The following is a 17,412-nucleotide window of genomic DNA, read 5'->3' as shown; positions in this document are numbered from 1 at the left end:
CTGGGCTGCACAGCAGCCCCAAAACAGATAACTCGATTCCACCTGATACACCGCGTGCTCAGGTTTGGGGTTGCTTCGCAGCCCAACGGGGATAAATCCCCTCGCCACAGGGTTTTGTGTTCACCGTACTTGCAGAGGTGGTTACTCCGCCGACGAAGGTTTCTCCCAAAGATTGATTCCGCCCTCCTGGGCAAACCGGTCGATCTCGGCCAGTTCTTCAGCGCTAAAGCTCAGGTTCTTCAGTGCCCCGACGTTCTCGATGATTTGCTCCGGCCGGCTGGCGCCGATCAGGGCGGAGGTGACCCGGGGATCACGCAGGGTCCAGGCCAGGGCCATTTGCGCCAGGCTCTGCCCGCGCCGCTGGGCGATCTCATTGAGCGCGCGCACGTGGGCGATGTTCTCCTCCGACAGGTGCGAAGCCTGCAACGAGCCGCCGCCCGGACGGTTCACCCGCGCATCGGCCGGAACGCCCTTGAGGTACTTGTCGGTCAGCAGGCCCTGGGCCAGTGGCGTGAAGGCGATCACACCGGTACCCAGTTCGTCGGTGGCGTCCAGCAGGTCTTTCTCCACCCAGCGGTTGAGCAGGTTGTAGGCCGGCTGGTGGATCAGCAGCGGGACTTTCCACTCCTTGAGCAGCGCCGCCATTTCCCGGGTCTTCACCCCGGAATACGAGGAGATGCCAATGTACAACGCCTTGCCCTGCTGCACTGCGGTGGCCAGCGCACTGGCGGTTTCTTCCAGTGGCGTATCGGGGTCAAAGCGGTGGGAATAGAAGATATCCACGTAGTCGAGCCCCAGGCGTTGCAGGCTCTGGTCCAGGCTGGCGAGCACGTATTTGCGCGAGCCACCGCCCTGGCCGTAAGGCCCCGGCCACATGTCCCAACCGGCCTTGCTGGAGATGATCAATTCATCGCGGTACTGCTTGAAGTCTTCGCGCAGCAGTCGACCGAAATTGATCTCGGCGCTGCCGTAGGGCGGGCCGTAGTTGTTCGCCAGGTCGAAGTGGTTGATACCCAGGTCGAACGCCGTGCGCAGCAGGGCGCGCTGGGTGTCGATGGGCGTACTGTCACCAAAGTTGTGCCACAACCCCAGCGACAGCGCTGGCAGCACCAGCCCACTGCGACCGACGCGGCGGTAAGGAATGGACTCGTAACGGTTTTCGGCAGCGGTGTAGGTCATCGAAAGGCTCTCTGTTCGCACGCTTGTGGCACAAGCTAACATTTCACAGACGCCTCGGTCAGGCTGAAAGTTCGCATATCAGGTGTGGGAGCGGGCTTGCTCGCGAAAGCGGTGTGTCAGTCAGCACAAATTTCGAATTTGCCGACGCATTCGCGAGCAAGCCCGCTCCCACAGGGTTTTGCAGTGCCAGGAAATCGGAGGGCACACTAACGCGCCTGCGCAAACACCTCCGCCACCCAATCCACGAACACCCGCACCCGTGGCGACATGAGTCGGTTGTGCGGATAAAGCACCGAGACCGGCATGGACGGTGGTGGGGTGGCGGGGAGGACTTCCTGCATCAGGCCCTGCCGGATCGGCTCTTGCATTCGGTAATACGGGCATTGGATCAAGCCCAGGCCGGCAATGGCCGAGGCGGCGTAGATTTCGGCACCGGACACCGACAACGTCCCCCCAATCGGCACCTCCTTGAGTTCGCCATCGACCATGAACTCGAACGGATAGAGCTTGCCGGTGGTCCGCGAGACGTAATTCACCGCCCGGTGATGTTTCAAGTCATCGAGGCTTTTCGGTTCGCCGTACTGGCGCAGGTAACCGGGGCTGGCACAGGTGATCTGCCGAAGGTTGGCGACACGTCGGCCAATCAATGACGAGTCCGTCAGCGCACCGGAGCGCAACACGCAATCGACGCCCTCGGCAATCAGGTCGACGAAACGATCCGCCTCGCTGATAAACAGTTCTATTTCGGGGTAGCGGGCCATGAATTGCGGCAACGCCGGGATCACGAAATACCTGGCCTGAGTGCCATGCAGGTCTACTCTGAGTTTGCCCTTGGGCGCCACGCCGCGAAACGCCAGCTCGGCTTCTTCGAGTTCCGCCAGCAATTGCACGCAGCGCGGGTAGTAGGCTTCGCCGTCGAGGGTCGAGCGCACCTTGCGAGTGCTGCGCTCCAGCAAACGCACGCCCAGCCAGGCTTCGAATTGATTGAGCGTGTGGGTCAGCGTGGCCCGGGGCATGTTCAAGTCTTCAGCGGCCAGGGTGAAGCTGCTGCGTTCGTATATGCGGACAAATACCCTCATCGCCTTGACCTGGTCCATTTGAATCCCGCGCGCTGATTGTTGGAAAAAATTGAACAGTCAAGGCAACTCTCGTGCATTTATCGCCAAGAGTAAACATGTGAATCTGGCTTCAACGAATCACAACCCCTCACTCTCAAAGGAACCCTCACATGACTGTTCAAAACTCGAAAGTTGCCATCGTGACCGGCGCCTCCCGCGGCATCGGCGCCGAAATCGCCAAGCAACTGGCCAGCGAAGGTTTTGCCGTCGTCATCAATTACGCCAACAGCGCCAGCGAGGCGTCCAAATTGGTGGTGCAATTGCGCCAGGCCGGCCACCAGGCCATAGCGATCAAGGCAGACGTGTCTTCTGCCGCGGATGTCCGCCGGATGTTCGATGAAACCGAAGCGCAACTGGGCAAGGTCGATGTGTTGATCAACAACGCCGGCATCCTCCAGGTGATGCCCCTGGCGCAGCACAGCGACGAGCTGTTCGAGCAGACGTTCGCCATCAACACCCGTGGCACCTTCAATACCCTGCGCGAAGCCGCGACCCGCCTGAACGACGGTGGCCGGATCGTGAATTTTTCCAGCAGCACCGTTGGCCTGAACCTGCCCGGCTACTCGGTGTACATCGCCAGCAAGGCGGCGGTGGAGTCGCTGACCCAGGTGTTCGCCAAGGAATTGCGCGGCCGCCAGATCACGGTCAATGCCGTGGCCCCCGGCCCGGTCGCCACTGAACTGTTCATGCATGGCAAGAGCGAGGAGCAGATCCAGAACTACGCCAAGATGCCGCCCTTGGAACGCCTCGGCCAGCCGGAAGACATCGCCAGCATCATCGCGTTCCTGGTCAGCCCCGCCGCTGGCTGGGTGAACGGGCAAATCTTGCGGGCCAACGGCGGCCTGGTCTGAGGCTTTATTCTCCGTCGCCAGCCACACCGCCATCGCGAGCAGGCTCGCTCCCACAAGGCAATCACTTAAACCTGTGGGAGCGAGCCTGCTCGCGATGGGGCCAGAGCGGTGCAGATGAAGATCTGCTCGGCTACCTTTATCCTTGGGCTTCGATCAGCGCACCAGATGCAGGAACTGCAGGTGCCGCTCGTACTGGTCGAGAATGTCGTTGATCACCTGCTCCTTGGTGTAGCCCACCAGGTCGTAATCCTGGCTGCCTTCGCTCAGGTGTACTTCGGCACGGTAGTAACGACGGTTGTTGAGTTCCTTCGAGCCCATGCCACCGCGAGCGAAGGATGGCGTGAAGTAGCCGCGCATCTGCACCTGGTAAATGAACGGATGTTGCTCGCCGTGACCGATCTCCAGGCTGACGCTGTCATTGGCCGGGTCTGGCTGGGTCACCACCGTCAGGCCCTTCTCGACGAACACCGCGGTCACTTCTTCAATGGCCGGACGTACCGTGGTGTCGAGGAAACGGTACACCTCATCCCGAGACGGGAAATGTACCGCCTGGCTCAACCGCTGGCGCCAGCCGCCCGTGCCCCGGCGCGATCCAGATACCGGCGCCAGGGAATGCAATTGCGCGATCTGCTTCTGGGATTCCAGGTAAAACGCCTTGTGCAGGCCCCACATCATCAGCAGCAGAATCAGCGAGAACGGCAAGGACGTCAGCACCACCGCCGACTTCAAGGCATCGATACTGCCGGAGAACAACAACGCACTGGTCACCAGGGCGGTCATCGCGCCCCAGAATACTCGCAGCCATTTCGGCCCGTCCTCATCAGGGTTGCCGCCCTTGGCCGACAACGTCGACAGCACCACGGTACCGGAGTCGGCGGACGTGACAAAGAACACGAAGCTGATGAACACCGTGACCGCGATGACAGTCTTGCTCCACGGGTAGGTTTCCAGCAGCAGGTAAAGGCTCATCGATGGATTTTCCAGGGCCGACATGCCCAGGGCGCTCATGCCGTGGTTCAGCACTTGGTCGATGGCGCTGTTGCCAAAGATCGACATCCACGCCAGGGTGAACCCCAGGGGAATCAGCAGCACGCCAAACACGAATTCGCGGATGGTGCGACCACGGGAAATCCGCGCGATGAACAGCCCCACGAACGGCGACCAGGCGATCCACCAGGCCCAGTAGAACACCGTCCAACCGCCCAGCCAGTCGCTGGGTTTGTCATAGGCGTACAGGTCGAAGCTCTTCATCGGCAAGGCACCGAGGTAATCGCCGATGTTCTGGATCAAGGTGTTGAGCAAATGCTGGGTGGGCCCGGCAAACAGTACAAACAACAGCAACGCACAGGCCAACAACATGTTGATGTCGGACATGACCCGCACGCCTTTGTCGACACCGGCCACCGCGACGATGATCGCCGCGCCCATCATCAGCACGATCAGGCCGACTTGAATCCATTGGGTGTGGGCGACACCGAACAGGTAATCGAGCCCTGAATTCAGGTGCAATACCCCGAAGCCCATGTCCGCGCCGAGACCGAACACCGTGGCGATGATGCCGAAACCGTCCACCGCATAGCCGATGGGGCCGTTGATGCGCTTGCCGATCAGCGGGTACAACGCCGAACGCAGGGCTAGCGGCAAATTGTGCCGATAGGCGAAGTACGCCAGGGCCATGCCGACGAAGGCGAACACGCCCCAACCGTGCAGGCCCCAGTGCAGAAACAGAATCTGCATGGCCTGGCGCGCCGCGTCAGCGGTACCGGCCTCGCCCTGGGGCGGCTGCACCAAGTGGGTCAACGGCTCGGAGACGCAGAAGAAAAATAGCGTGATGCTGATGCCGGCGGCGAACAGCATGCCAGCCCAGGACAGGTAACTGAATTCGGGTTCGTCGTGGTCGGCACCGAGCTTGATCTTGCCGTAGCCGGACAAGGCGGTGACCACCACGAAGACCAGATACAGCGTCATCGCCAGCATGTAATACCAGCCGACCGTATTGGCCGCCCAGTTCTGCGCCGCCAGCAGCCAGGCACCGGCCTGCTCCGGCACGGCAATCACCACCAGGCCGAACAACAGGATGAAAGTCGCCGCGAAATAAAACACCGGCGGGTTCATGCGGACCAGGCCGCTGGGTGGGAGGGACGAGGCACTCATGGGCAGTGCACTCCGGAAAGCGAAAGGATGGCGGTCGAAAACGGACTCGGCAAAGGCAAGCCTCCTGTTGTGAGCGGGCAGCAAACCGACGGTTTAACTTGAATGAACGTTCAAGTTAAACATGAATAGGTAGCTAAGGACTAATCGCAAGGCTCGACGGCACGTTTCCTACGCTAGCCTACGGAAGGGTATGACGTTGCCTGGAGAGCATTCGTTCACAGATGCCCTTGCAAATACAGACCCTGTGGGTTTTTTGGTGTTCGTCCATTTGCGTCCCCTCCCCCGTTTAAGCCCCGACAAACGATTGCCGGTTGCCCATGAATATCGGCGTGCCTATAGTCCAGACATCGCCTACAACCAGTACGGACCCCATGATCAAACAACAGTTGTCTCGCTTTAACCGTCTCGACCTGCTCGGCCATCCGACACCGCTGGAAAAACTCGAGCGCCTCTCCACCTGGCTCGGCCGGGACATCTATATCAAGCGCGACGACCTGACGCCCCTGGCCTTGGGCGGCAACAAACTGCGCAAGCTCGAATACCTGGCCGCCGATGCAATCGCCCAGGGCGCCGACACCCTTATTACCGCCGGCGCGATCCAGTCCAACCATGTACGCCAGACCGCCGCCCTGGCCGCGAAGCTGGGCCTGGGTTGCGTGGCCCTGCTGGAAAACCCCATCGGCACCGAGGACAGCAATTACCTGGGCAACGGCAACCGATTGCTGCTGGAGCTGTTCGACACCAAGGTCGAGCTGGTGGAAAACCTGGACAACGCCGATGAGCAGCTCCAGGCCCTGGCCGGTCGCCTGCGCAGCAACGGGAAAAAACCCTACCTGGTGCCGATTGGTGGTTCGAACGCCTTGGGCGCGTTGGGGTACGTGCGCGCCGGCCTGGAACTGGCCGAGCAGATCAAGGACACCGGGATCGAGTTCGCCGCCGTGGTACTGGCCTCGGGCAGTGCCGGCACCCACAGCGGCCTGGCGCTGGGGTTGAGTGAAAGCCTGCCGACGCTTCCGGTCATTGGCGTCACGGTTTCACGTAGCGAGGAGGACCAGTTTCCAAAGGTCCAGGGTTTGGCCGAACGCACCGCCCAGTTGCTGGACGTGGCCCTTCCCGAGGCTTTCAAAGTGAACCTGTGGGATGAGTACTTCGCGCCCCGCTACGGTGAGCCAAACGCCGGGACCCTGGCGGCGGTCAAGCTGCTGGCCAGCCAGGAAGGCCTGTTGCTGGATCCGGTCTACACCGGCAAGGCCATGGCCGGCCTGCTCGACGGCATTGGCCGCGACCGCTTCGACGACGGCCCGATCATCTTCCTGCATACCGGCGGTGCGCCCGCGTTGTTTGCCTATAACGCGGCGTTCCAGGCTTAGTGAAGTTCCCAATGTGGGAGCGAGCCTGCTCGCGATGGCAGTGTTTCAGCGGAATAAATTTCGACTAATCCACCGCCATCGCGAGCAAGCTCGTTCCCACAGGCACTCATTCCAAATAAGCATATATGCTTGATTTAATATTATTTTAGAATCTATAACGGCCACCCTATAGTCTCGCCACAGGCGCATTTGCCGCGAGACGCCCAGGCTGCTTTAAGGCAGGATGTGGCAATCTTTTCGGATCGCGGCTACGCCTTATCTCAGCCAAAATAACCTCTTCATAAGAAAACACAGGGGCTTGTCATGAATTTTTCCGCATTACGTCGCAACCTGTTGGTAGGTTCGCTGGGCCTGGCATTGAGCGCCGGCCTGTTGGGGCAAGCGGTTGCCGGTGAGCAACTGCAAAAAATCAAGGACGCAGGCGTAATCAACGTCGGCCTGGAAGGCACTTACCCACCGTTCAGTTTCGTCGACGCCGACGGCAAGCTGGCCGGTTTCGAGGTGGAGTTTTCCGAAGCCCTGGCCAAGGAACTGGGGGTGAAGGTCAAGCTGCAGCCGACCAAATGGGACGGCATCCTCGCGGCACTGGAATCCAAGCGCCTGGACGCGGTGATCAACCAGGTGACCATCTCCGAAGAACGCAAGAAAAAGTATGACTTCTCCACGCCGTATACCGTTTCCGGGATTCAGGCGCTGACCCTGACCAAGAACAAAGACACCATCAAGACCGCCGCCGACCTGGCAGGCAAGAAAGTCGGCGTAGGCCTGGGCACCAACTACGAACAATGGGTGAAAGCCAACGTCCCCGGCGCTGACGTACGTACCTACGAAGATGACCCGACCAAATTCCAGGACCTGCGCGTTGGCCGTATCGACGCCATCCTGATCGACCGCCTCGCCGCGCTCGAATATGCCAAGAAAGCCAAGGACACTGCCGCCGCCGGCGAAGCGTTCTCCCGCCAGGAAGCCGGTATTGCCCTGCGCAAAGGCGAGCCTGAACTGCTGGATGCAGTGAACAAGGCCATCGACAAACTCCGCGCCGATGGCACGCTGAAAAAGCTCTCGGAAAAATACTTCAGCGCTGACGTCACTCAATAATGGAAGAGGCTTTTCAACTCGCGCTGGACTCCGCGCCCTTCCTGCTCAAGGGCGCGTATTACACGATCATCCTCAGCCTGGGCGGGATGTTTTTCGGCCTGCTGCTGGGGTTCGGCCTGGCGTTGATGCGCCTGTCGCGCTTCAAACTGGTGAGCTGGATCGCCCGCATCTACGTGTCGTTCTTTCGCGGCACGCCGCTGCTGGTGCAGTTGTTCGTGATCTATTACGGGTTACCGCAACTGGGTGTCGAACTGGATCCGCTGCCGGCGGCCCTGATCGGCTTCTCGCTGAACATGGCCGCCTATGCCTGTGAAATCCTGCGGGCCGCCATCAGCTCCATCGAGCGCGGCCAGTGGGAAGCGGCGGCGAGTATCGGCATGACCCGCGCCCAGACCCTGCGCCGGGCCATCCTGCCACAAGCCGCACGCACGGCCCTGCCGCCGCTGGGCAACAGCTTCATTTCCCTGGTCAAGGACACCGCGTTGGCGGCGACCATCCAGGTTCCGGAGCTGTTCCGCCAGGCGCAGTTGATCACCGCGCGAACCTTCGAAATCTTCACCATGTACCTCGCCGCCGCGCTGATCTATTGGATTCTGGCGAGCGTGCTCTCGCACCTGCAGAACGTCCTGGAAGCCCGGGTCAATCGGCATGACCAGGAGTCCTGACCCATGATTGTCGTGGAAAAACTGACAAAGCAGTTCAAGGGTCAGGTGGTGCTCAACGGCATCGACCTGCAAGTCGAAGAGGGTGAAGTGGTGGCGATCATTGGCCCCAGTGGTTCGGGCAAGACCACTTTCCTGCGCTGCCTGAACTTCCTCGAAGAACCCAGCAGTGGCCGGATCAAGGTCGGCGACATCGAGATCGATGGCAGCCGTCCGTTGAACCAGCAGCAGAATCTGGTGCGTCGTTTGCGCCAGCAGGTGGGTTTTGTGTTCCAGAACTTCAATCTGTTCCCCCATCGCACCGCGCTGGAGAACGTGATCGAGGGTCCGCTGGTAGTGAAAAAGACCCCGCGCGCAGAAGCCGAAGCACTGGGCCGTAAACTGTTGGCCAAGGTCGGCCTGTCTGGCAAGGAAGACGCCTACCCTCGGCGCCTTTCCGGCGGTCAGCAACAGCGCGTGGCGATTGCCCGGGCGTTGGCGATGGAACCGGAGGTGATCCTGTTCGACGAGCCAACCTCAGCCCTCGATCCGGAATTGGTGGGCGAAGTCCTGGCAACCATTCGCGGCCTGGCCGAAGAAAAACGCACCATGGTCATCGTGACCCACGAAATGGGCTTCGCCCGGGATGTCGCCAACCGCGTGGTGTTTTTCGATAAAGGCGTGATCGTCGAACAAGGCGAAGCCAAGGCCTTGTTTGCAGCGCCCAAGGAAGAACGCACTCGACAGTTCCTCAGCAAATTCCTCTCGTCCAGTCAGCACTCGCAGTAAGTTATAAAACGACATCACTTCCAGGGAAGGACGTGATGTAACTGCAATGTAGCCAGCAAAACACCTGAACTTTATTCACGACAAAACAACCGGAAATTTCTCGCCCATTTAACACACTGTTTGTTTCATGCGCGCTATAACCCCTCGTTACACTTCCCTCCCCCAAGCCTACACCTCCGCCTTATCCACCCGGCTATTACCAGGTTTCCATTACAAGGGCCAAGCCGAGGAAAAGGGTGTTTGATGCGCGGCATTATTAACGCCAGCCCGTAGGAAACTTCTGAAGCCTCGCACAATTAATTATTAAGCAAGCGCCTCTATTGACACTGAAACTTTTGAACCCTTATCTAGGAAACCACAGGCGATGCACATTATTTATTTCTGCGCAGTGACTAACTGCAGTCAGCCTCCACGACTGCGCAAAATAAAATATGTCTCGATTATCCATTGCCTTTGATTTTCCCAAACGGACTTCGTTTTCAAGTATCAAGGAGAACACCATGACAAGTATGTCGAATCTTGCTGAACTGTCCGCGCCGACCCTGGCCAATGCCCATCCCACCGGCATCAACATCGCCAGCGCCGCTCACCTGGAAGTCGCCATAGCCCCCTATCCCGGCATGGACGTCGGCGACCTGATCGAGCTGTTCTGGGACAACTGCTACGTCGGCTCTCGCCAACTGTCCCAAGCAGACCTGCAAGGCAGTATCACGCTGCGGGTACCGGAGAGCTTCGTCGTCAACGGCACCTCGCACATCCACTATCGCGTGATGCAGGTCGGGCGCGGGCCGGCACTGTCCGCCAGGCAACAAGTGCAGGCGAAGCTCGACTGCCCCGGCGGCCAACCATCAACCCTTAGCGGCGATGAAAACCAGGGACTGGCGCCGGTGCATATTCCCGGCGCCATCCGCCGCCAAGGGGTCAACCCCAACCAGATCAAGCGCGGCGTACCGCTGACGATCGAACCCTACCTGAACATGGCCGCCGGCGATGCGGTCACCCTGCGCTGGGGCGATGTGCGCATGGACCTGCCCCCGGTCACACCGGACGAGGTCGGCCTGCCCATCCATATCTGGGTGCCGCCGCAGATCATTCTCGAGGCCGGCGAAGACCTGCGGCTGGAAGTGACCTATTGCATCCTCGACCGCGTAGGCAACAACTCCCTGTGGGCACCACCGCGAACGTTGAAGATCGGTTGCGCCAATCCTTATCTGAAAAGCCCGGCGAAAGAGACCCTCATGGCTGCCGAGCCGCGCCGCAGAACGTGAACACTCTGAGGAAGCTTTTGTGGCGAGGGGATTCATCCCCGCGGGGCTGCGAAGCGGCCCCCAAATCTGCAATCCCGGTGCATCAGGTTGCTGGGTTGCCTGCTTTGGGGCCGCTCCGCAGCCCAACGGGGATAAATCCCCTCGCCACAACATCACACGGCAAAAGCCCTCTATTGATATTCCTAAAAGTTAGTTCAAAAATAATTTATACACGCTTAGGGTATATATACCGGACCACCGGACATTCTTGATTTTCGCTCGCCGCATTCATCGCGGCGTTTCTAAAGATGTGAGGTGGGTAATGGTACGGAACACAATCACCCCAGTGCAGTACGCCCCGGCACTGCCCGCAGCCACGGAGTGGCTGTAATGTCGGATTTGGCCCAAGCAAAGGTCCAGAGCGACCAGGACATCGCACCGCTGTTGTTGCCTGCCCAAGTACTGCGCAACGATGCCGAGGCCATCAAGGCCGCTCATGAGCTGGCCCAGGTCGCCCGCCAGCAAGCCGCGCGACGTGACCAGCAACGCAAGCTGCCCTGGGCAGAAATCGAGCAATTCACCCGCAGCGGACTGGGTAGCATCGCCGTTCCCCGGGCGTACGGCGGTCCCCAGGTCTCGTTCGTCACCCTGGCCGATGTATTCGCAATCATCTCCGCTGCCGATCCGGCCCTCGGACAGATTCCACAGAACCAGTTCGGCGTGCTCCAGCTGATTCTCGGCACGGGCACCGAACGGCAGAAAAAAATTCTTCTGCAGAGCGTCCTCGAAGGCTGGCGCATCGGCAACGCCGGGCCGGAACGAGGTGTTCGCAATACCCTTGAGCTGAAGGCACGGATCACCGCCGACGGTGACAGCTTCGTCATCAATGGCCAGAAGTTCTATTCCACCGGTGCACTGTTTGCCCATTGGGTGGCCGTCAAGGCGCTGAATGACGAGGGTCGCCAAGTATTGGCGTTCGTGCGGCGCGGCACCCCGGGCCTGCGGATCGTCGACGATTGGTCGGGGTTCGGCCAGCGGACCACCGCCAGCGGCACCGTGCTGCTGAACAATGTGCGGGTAGATGCCGAGTTGGTCCTGGACAACTGGCGGATCAACGAAACGCCTGGCGTGCAAGGCGCGATTTCCCAACTGATCCAGGCCGCCATCGATGCAGGCATCGCCCGTGGCGCCATCGACGATGCCATCGCCTTCGTGCGTGAACGCGCCCGGCCATGGATCGACGCCAAGGTCGACCGCGCCAGTGACGACCTTTACGTGATCGCCGACATCGGCAAGCTGAAAATCGAATTGCACGCCGCCGAAGCGCTACTGCGCAAGGCCGGACAAGTGCTGGACCAGGTCAGCGCCGCGCCCATCACCGCGCAATCGGCTGCCCGCGCCTCGATTGCCGTGGCCGAGGCCAAGGTGCTCACCACCGAGATCGCCCTGCAAGCCAGCGAAAAACTCTTCGAGCTGGCCGGCAGTCGCGCCACCCTCGCCGAATTCAATCTCGACCGCCACTGGCGTAACGCCCGAGTGCACACCCTGCACGACCCAGTGCGCTGGAAGTATCACGCCGTAGGCGCCTACCACCTGAACGGCACCTTGCCGGCCCGGCATTCCTGGATCTGACGACCCGACCTCTGGAGCAGTACATGACGTTTTCTCAACACGTCGCGGTGATCACCAGCGATGAACAAGCCCTGATCGTGGCCAGCGACCTGGCCGATGACTTCAAGCGCGACAGCGCCCTGCGCGACCGCGAGCGTCGCTTGCCGCACCCGGAACTGGAGGCGTTCTCCCGCTCCGGCCTGTGGGGCATCAGTGTGCCCAAGGCCTACGGCGGCGCCGGTGTGTCCAACGTCACCCTGGCCAAAGTGATTGCCTTGATCTCTCAGGCTGACGGCTCTCTCGGGCAGATTCCACAAAATCATTTCTACGCCCTGGAAGTGCTACGGGTAAACGGCAGCGAAGCGCAAAAACAACGCCTGTATGCCGAAGTACTGGCCGGCCAACGCTTTGGCAATGCGTTGGCGGAGCTCGGTACCAAGACCGCCCACGACCGCATCACTCAACTGCGCCGCGACGGCGAGGGTTATCGCATCAACGGCCGCAAGTTCTACGCCACGGGGGCGATCTACGCCCAGCGCATCCCCACGTCGGTGGTGGATGAAAACGGCGTGCAACAACTGGCGTTTGTCCCTCGCGACAGCAAAGGCCTGACGGTAATCGACGACTGGACGGGGTTCGGCCAGCGCACCACGGGCAGCGGCTCGGTGGTGTTCGAAGACGTCCCCGTCGCCGCCGAAGACATCGTGCCATTCCAGAGCGCCTTCGAGCGCCCGACACCGGTGGGCCCCCTGGCGCAGATTCTTCACGCTGCCATCGACACCGGCATCGCCCGCGCCGCCTATGAAGACGCCTTGTACTTCGTCCGCAACAAAACCCGCCCATGGATCGACGCTACCAGCGACATCGCCACCGAAGACCCGCACACGCTCAAGAGCTTCGGCCAACTGAGCATCCGCCTGCACGCCGCCGAAGCCCTGCTGGAGCGAGCCGGTGAGTTTCTCGACCGGGCCCAGGCCGACACCCAGGCCGACACAGTCGCCGCCGCCTCGATTGCCGTGGCCGAAGCCCGGGCCATCAGCACCGAGATCTCCCTCGCCGCTGGCAGCACGCTGTTCGAACTGGCCGGCAGCCAGGCGACCCTGGCCGAACATGGCCTGGATCGCCACTGGCGCAACGCCCGGGTGCACACCCTGCATGACCCGGTGCGCTGGAAATACCACGCGGTGGGCAATTTTTATCTCAACGATGAAAAACCGCCGCTGCGGGGGACCATTTGATGGCCCACGGCAAGAAAAAAATCCTGCTCAACGCGTTCAACATGAACTGCATCGGGCACATCAATCACGGCCTGTGGACCCATCCCCAGGACACCTCGACCCAGTTCAACACGATCGAATACTGGACCGCCCTGGCGCAGTTACTCGAACGCGGATTGTTCGACGGGCTGTTTATCGCCGATATCGTCGGGGTCTACGACGTGTACCAACAGTCGGTGGACGTCACCCTGAAAGAGTCGATCCAGCTGCCGGTCAATGACCCGTTGCTACTGGTGTCGGCGATGGCCGCCGTGACGAAGAACCTCGGTTTCGGCCTGACCGCCAACCTGACCTACGAACCGCCCTACCTGTTTGCCCGCCGCATGAGCACCCTCGATCACCTGAGTCGCGGCCGGGTCGGCTGGAACATTGTCACCGGTTACCTGGACAGCGCCGCCAAAGCCATGGGCCTGACTGCCCAGGTCGAGCATGATCGCCGCTACGACCAGGCCGACGAATACCTGCAAGTGCTCTACAAACTGTGGGAGGGCAGTTGGGAAAACGACGCCGTGCTCAACGACCGTGAGCAGCGGATTTATGCCCGGCCGGAAAAAGTGCACAAGGTCCGGCACCAGGGTGAGTTCTATCAGGTCGAGGGTTATCACCTGTGCGAACCGTCGCCCCAGCGCACGCCGGTATTGTTCCAGGCCGGCAGTTCCGAGCGCGGCCTGCTATTCGCCGGGCGGCATGCCGAGTGCGTGTTCATCAGCGGTCAGAACAAACCGGCGACCAAGGTCCAGGTGGACAAGGTCCGCGCCAGCGCCGTCGAAGCCGGGCGCAACCCCGAGGACATCAAGGTGTTCATGGGTCTTAACGTGATTGTCGGCCAGACCGAAGCGGCCGCCTGGGCCAAGCATGCCGAGTACCTGGGCTACGCCAGCGCCGAGGCCGGGGTGGCGCATTTTTCCGCGTCGACGGGGATCGATTTTTCCCAGTACGAACTGGACGAGCCGATCCAGTACGTGAAGAGCAATGCCATCCAGTCTGCCACCAAGACTCTGCAAAACAACGATTGGACCCGACGCAAATTGCTGGAGCAACACGCCCTCGGTGGTCGCTACATCACTGTGGTGGGCTCGCCCGAGCAGGTGGCCGACGAACTGGAGTCGTGGATCGCCGAAACCGGCCTCGATGGTTTCAACCTGACCCGCATCGTCACGCCGCAAAGCTATGTGGACTTCATCGACCTGGTGATTCCCGAGCTGCAGCGACGCGGTTCGTACAAGACCGAATACGACAACGGCACCTTGCGTGAAAAGCTGTTTCAGGCAGAGGCCTATTTACCCAAGCAACATACCGGCTCGACCTACCGGCACTGAGCCCCTGAAGAGCTCTTCTAAAATGACTGGAATATCCGACATGACCAAGCAACTCCTGACCCTGCCAGTCAAAGCACTGGCCCTGGCCCTCGGCCTGTTCAGCTCGGCGCTGTTTGCCGCCGATGCACCGTTGAAAATCGGCACCACCGCTGCGTTCGCCATTCCCCTGGAAGCCGCCGTGGAAGAAGCCGGCAAGCAAGGCCTGAAGGTCGAGTTGGTGGAGTTCAGCGACTGGATCGCGCCCAACGTCAGCCTGGCGTCCGGCGATATCGACGTGAATTACTTCCAGCACATCCCGTTCCTGGAAAACGCCAAGGCCGCCGCCGGGTTCGACCTGGTGCCCTTTGCCCCGGGGATCATCAACAACGTCGGCCTCTATTCGAAAAAATACAAAAGCTTTGATGAGTTGCCCGAAGGCGCGAGCGTGGCCATTGCCAACGATCCGATCAACAGCGGGCGCGGCCTGCAACTGCTGGCCAAGGCCGGGCTGATCACTCTCAAGCCCGGTGTCGGTTACAAGGCCACCGAAGACGACATCGTGGCCAACCCGAAGAAGCTCAAGATCCTCCAGGTCGAAGCCGTGCAACTGGTGCGCGCCTATGAAGATGCCGACCTGGTACAGGGCTACCCGGCCTACATCCGTTTGGCGAAAACCTTCGATGCCACGTCAGCCTTGCTGTTCGACGGCCTCGATCACAAGGAATACGTGATCCAGTTCGTGATCCAACCCAAGAGCAAGAACGACCCGCGGCTGGCCAAGTTCGTCGATATCTATCAGCACTCGCCTGTCGTGCGCGCCGCCCTGGACAAGGCCCACGGCAAGCTCTACCAAGCCGGTTGGGAAGGCTGACCATGAACGCCGTCAACGCGCGACTTCGACAGGAAGCCCCCACGCCCCACAGTGCCGAACAGACTGAACTGCATCCAGAGCTGAACCGTGCCCACGTGCGCTTCATCGGTCTGGGCAAGACCTACAACGGCGCCCAGGGTCCGGTGGCCGCACTGCAAGGCATCGACCTGGCGATCCAGCGCGGCGAAGTATTCGGCATCATCGGTCGTAGCGGTGCCGGCAAGTCCTCGTTGATCCGCACCATCAACCGGCTCGAACAACCCACCAGCGGCCGGGTATTGATCGATCAGGTGGACATCGGCGAGTTCGATGAAGACCGCTTGGTGGAACTGCGTCGACGCATCGGCATGATCTTCCAGCACTTCAACCTGATGTCGGCCAAGACCGTGTGGCAGAACGTCGAATTGCCCCTGAAAGTCGCAGGTGTACCCAAGGAGCAGCGCCAGCGCAAAGTCCGCGAGTTGCTGGAACTGGTCGGCCTGCAAGGCAAGCACAAGGCCTACCCGGCGCAACTCTCCGGCGGGCAGAAGCAGCGGGTCGGCATTGCCCGGGCGCTGGTGCATGACCCGCAGATCCTGTTGTGCGACGAAGCCACTTCGGCCCTGGACCCGGAGACCACCCAATCGATCCTCGGCCTGCTGCGCGAGATCAACCAGCGCTTGGGCCTGACCATCGTCTTGATCACCCATGAAATGGCGGTGATTCGCGAAGTCTGCGACCGGGTGGTGGTGCTCGAGCAGGGGCGGATCGTCGAGCAGGGGCCGGTCTGGGAAGTGTTTGGCAACCCGCAGCACGAGGTCAGTCGAACGCTGCTGGCGCCCTTGCAACACGCCATACCGGAGGAACTGCAAAGCCGCCTGCAAGCGCAGCCGGCGTCGGCGGATGCCGCTACCGTGCTGCGCCTGCAATTCACCGGCGCGGGTCGCGATGAAGCGGATCTCGCCGCTCTGTTCAGCGCCCTTGGTGGCCGGGTGCGGCTGCTGCACGGCGGCATCGAGCGCATTCAGGGCCATGGGCTGGGGCAATTGCTGCTGGCCGTGAGCGGTTCGTCGTGGGGCGCCGAGGAATTGCGTCAACGTGCGGGCAATTGGGCGCAACGGGTGGAGGTGCTGGGCTATGTGGTTTGATCGGTTGTTGCAGGGTTTCATCGACACGTTCCTGATGGTTGGCGTGTCGTCGCTGATCGCGCTGCTGGCGGGCATACCGCTGGCGGTGATCCTGGTCACCAGCGGCAAGGGCGGGATCTATGAAGCGCCAGCCTTGAACCGCGCCTTGGGCGCGTTCGTGAACCTGTTCCGCTCGATACCGTTCCTGATTCTGATGGTGGCGTTGATCCCGTTCACCCGGCTGATCGTCGGCACCACCTACGGTGTCTGGGCAGCAGTCGTGCCGCTGACCATCGCCGCCACGCCGTTCTTTGCCCGCATCGCCGAAGTCAGCCTGCGGGAGGTCGATCATGGCTTGATCGAAGCCGCCCAGGCCATGGGTTGCCGCCGTTGGCACATCGTCTGGCATGTGCTGCTGCCCGAAGCCCTGCCGGGCATCGTCGGCGGCTTCACCATCACCCTGGTGACCATGATCAACTCTTCGGCCATGGCCGGAGCCATCGGTGCCGGCGGCCTGGGCGACATCGCCTACCGCTATGGCTACCAACGCTTCGACAGCCAGATCATGCTCACGGTGATCGTGTTGCTGGTGGCGTTGGTGGCGGTGATTCAACTGGGCGGAGACCGCCTGGCGCGGGGTCTGAACAAACGCTGACCTATGGGAGCAGTTGACCTGTGGGAGCAAAGCTTGCTCGCGATAGCAGTATTCCATCCAACATGGATACCAACTGGACGACTGCAGTCGCGAGCAAGCTTTGCTCCCACAGGCAGATCAGCGGCCTTGCGGTATAGTCGCCTGACA

General features: G+C 60.9%; 15 protein-coding genes. 12 read left to right on the top strand and 3 right to left on the bottom strand.

The features are described 5' to 3' along the window. Positions 1-141 precede the first annotated feature (141 nt). Together mgrA and PBDP_RS01545 are read right to left on the bottom strand one after the other, a co-directional pair. Positions 142-1,179 carry an L-glyceraldehyde 3-phosphate reductase gene (gene mgrA, locus PBDP_RS01550; RefSeq protein WP_109751913.1) on the bottom strand — a complete coding sequence of 346 codons (1,038 nt, stop codon included), beginning with the start codon at positions 1,177-1,179 and terminating at the stop codon, positions 142-144. 206 nt (positions 1,180-1,385) lie between these two features. After that, positions 1,386-2,276: a LysR family transcriptional regulator gene (locus tag PBDP_RS01545; protein ID WP_109751912.1), complete on the bottom strand. Its 891-nt coding sequence runs from the start codon at positions 2,274-2,276 to the stop codon at positions 1,386-1,388. 131 nt (positions 2,277-2,407) lie between these two features. On the opposite strand from PBDP_RS01545, the gene PBDP_RS01540 reads away from it, so the two are divergent. Further along, entirely contained in the window at positions 2,408-3,148 is a 741-nt protein-coding gene (locus PBDP_RS01540) for an SDR family oxidoreductase (protein WP_116833935.1), read from the top strand. Positions 3,149-3,301: 153 nt separating this feature from the next. On the opposite strand, the gene betT is transcribed toward PBDP_RS01540, so the two are convergent. Continuing rightward, the gene (gene betT, locus PBDP_RS01535) at positions 3,302-5,263 is read right to left on the bottom strand and encodes a choline transporter BetT (protein WP_162893935.1); all 1,962 of its coding nucleotides are present in this window, start codon (positions 5,261-5,263) and stop codon (positions 3,302-3,304) included. Positions 5,264-5,673: 410 nt separating this feature from the next. Between betT and PBDP_RS01530 the strand changes: the two genes are divergently transcribed. From PBDP_RS01530 to PBDP_RS01480, 11 genes are all read left to right on the top strand, one after another. Further along, positions 5,674-6,672, top strand: a complete 999-nt coding sequence (locus PBDP_RS01530; protein ID WP_109751909.1) for a D-cysteine desulfhydrase — start codon at positions 5,674-5,676, stop codon at positions 6,670-6,672. A gap of 303 nt (positions 6,673-6,975) precedes the next feature. Continuing rightward, positions 6,976-7,770 carry a cystine ABC transporter substrate-binding protein gene (gene tcyJ / locus PBDP_RS01525; protein WP_109751908.1) on the top strand — a complete coding sequence of 265 codons (795 nt, stop codon included), beginning with the start codon at positions 6,976-6,978 and terminating at the stop codon, positions 7,768-7,770. Then, positions 7,770-8,435, top strand: a complete 666-nt coding sequence (tcyL, locus tag PBDP_RS01520; protein WP_109751907.1) for a cystine ABC transporter permease — start codon at positions 7,770-7,772, stop codon at positions 8,433-8,435. The genes tcyJ and tcyL overlap by 1 nt, the downstream gene beginning before the upstream one ends. Positions 8,436-8,438: 3 nt before the next feature. Next, the gene (tcyN, locus tag PBDP_RS01515) at positions 8,439-9,200 is read left to right on the top strand and encodes an L-cystine ABC transporter ATP-binding protein TcyN (RefSeq protein ID WP_109751906.1); all 762 of its coding nucleotides are present in this window, start codon (positions 8,439-8,441) and stop codon (positions 9,198-9,200) included. A 500-nt stretch (positions 9,201-9,700) separates the two neighbouring features. After that, entirely contained in the window at positions 9,701-10,468 is a 768-nt protein-coding gene (locus PBDP_RS01510; RefSeq protein WP_109751905.1) for a hypothetical protein, read from the top strand. A 369-nt stretch (positions 10,469-10,837) separates the two neighbouring features. Next, on the top strand, positions 10,838-12,079 hold the full coding sequence (locus tag PBDP_RS01505) for an SfnB family sulfur acquisition oxidoreductase (RefSeq protein ID WP_109751904.1): 1,242 nt from the start codon (positions 10,838-10,840) through the stop codon (positions 12,077-12,079). A gap of 23 nt (positions 12,080-12,102) precedes the next feature. Then, positions 12,103-13,296 (top strand): SfnB family sulfur acquisition oxidoreductase, encoded by a 1,194-nt coding sequence (locus PBDP_RS01500; protein ID WP_109751903.1) that lies wholly within the window; start codon positions 12,103-12,105, stop codon positions 13,294-13,296. After that, positions 13,296-14,654, top strand: coding sequence for an LLM class flavin-dependent oxidoreductase (locus PBDP_RS01495; RefSeq protein ID WP_109751902.1), 1,359 nt, complete (start codon positions 13,296-13,298; stop codon positions 14,652-14,654). The genes PBDP_RS01500 and PBDP_RS01495 overlap by 1 nt, the downstream gene beginning before the upstream one ends. A gap of 40 nt (positions 14,655-14,694) precedes the next feature. Then, positions 14,695-15,504 carry a MetQ/NlpA family ABC transporter substrate-binding protein gene (locus PBDP_RS01490; protein WP_109751901.1) on the top strand — a complete coding sequence of 270 codons (810 nt, stop codon included), beginning with the start codon at positions 14,695-14,697 and terminating at the stop codon, positions 15,502-15,504. A 2-nt stretch (positions 15,505-15,506) separates the two neighbouring features. After that, positions 15,507-16,631 carry a methionine ABC transporter ATP-binding protein gene (locus PBDP_RS01485; RefSeq protein WP_116833930.1) on the top strand — a complete coding sequence of 375 codons (1,125 nt, stop codon included), beginning with the start codon at positions 15,507-15,509 and terminating at the stop codon, positions 16,629-16,631. After that, positions 16,621-17,265 (top strand): methionine ABC transporter permease, encoded by a 645-nt coding sequence (locus PBDP_RS01480; RefSeq protein ID WP_025211262.1) that lies wholly within the window; start codon positions 16,621-16,623, stop codon positions 17,263-17,265. Before PBDP_RS01485 ends, PBDP_RS01480 begins: the two co-directional genes overlap by 11 nt. Positions 17,266-17,412: the final 147 nt, after the last annotated feature.

This window comes from Pseudomonas sp. St290 (assembly GCF_018325805.1).
GTDB lineage: Bacteria > Pseudomonadota > Gammaproteobacteria > Pseudomonadales > Pseudomonadaceae > Aquipseudomonas > Aquipseudomonas bijieensis.
Note: the sequence above shows the minus strand (reverse complement) of the source record. Positions and strands in the feature narration are given on the sequence as shown.

Coding starts and splice junctions, on each gene's coding strand:
- mgrA (WP_109751913.1), bottom strand. CDS start 1,179: ATGACCTACACCGCTGCCGAAAACCGTTACGAGTCCATTCCTTACCGC.
- PBDP_RS01545 (WP_109751912.1), bottom strand. CDS start 2,276: ATGGACCAGGTCAAGGCGATGAGGGTATTTGTCCGCATATACGAACGC.
- PBDP_RS01540 (WP_116833935.1), top strand. CDS start 2,408: ATGACTGTTCAAAACTCGAAAGTTGCCATCGTGACCGGCGCCTCCCGC.
- betT (WP_162893935.1), bottom strand. CDS start 5,263: ATGAACCCGCCGGTGTTTTATTTCGCGGCGACTTTCATCCTGTTGTTC.
- PBDP_RS01530 (WP_109751909.1), top strand. CDS start 5,674: ATGATCAAACAACAGTTGTCTCGCTTTAACCGTCTCGACCTGCTCGGC.
- tcyJ (WP_109751908.1), top strand. CDS start 6,976: ATGAATTTTTCCGCATTACGTCGCAACCTGTTGGTAGGTTCGCTGGGC.
- tcyL (WP_109751907.1), top strand. CDS start 7,770: ATGGAAGAGGCTTTTCAACTCGCGCTGGACTCCGCGCCCTTCCTGCTC.
- tcyN (WP_109751906.1), top strand. CDS start 8,439: ATGATTGTCGTGGAAAAACTGACAAAGCAGTTCAAGGGTCAGGTGGTG.
- PBDP_RS01510 (WP_109751905.1), top strand. CDS start 9,701: ATGACAAGTATGTCGAATCTTGCTGAACTGTCCGCGCCGACCCTGGCC.
- PBDP_RS01505 (WP_109751904.1), top strand. CDS start 10,838: ATGTCGGATTTGGCCCAAGCAAAGGTCCAGAGCGACCAGGACATCGCA.
- PBDP_RS01500 (WP_109751903.1), top strand. CDS start 12,103: ATGACGTTTTCTCAACACGTCGCGGTGATCACCAGCGATGAACAAGCC.
- PBDP_RS01495 (WP_109751902.1), top strand. CDS start 13,296: ATGGCCCACGGCAAGAAAAAAATCCTGCTCAACGCGTTCAACATGAAC.
- PBDP_RS01490 (WP_109751901.1), top strand. CDS start 14,695: ATGACCAAGCAACTCCTGACCCTGCCAGTCAAAGCACTGGCCCTGGCC.
- PBDP_RS01485 (WP_116833930.1), top strand. CDS start 15,507: ATGAACGCCGTCAACGCGCGACTTCGACAGGAAGCCCCCACGCCCCAC.
- PBDP_RS01480 (WP_025211262.1), top strand. CDS start 16,621: ATGTGGTTTGATCGGTTGTTGCAGGGTTTCATCGACACGTTCCTGATG.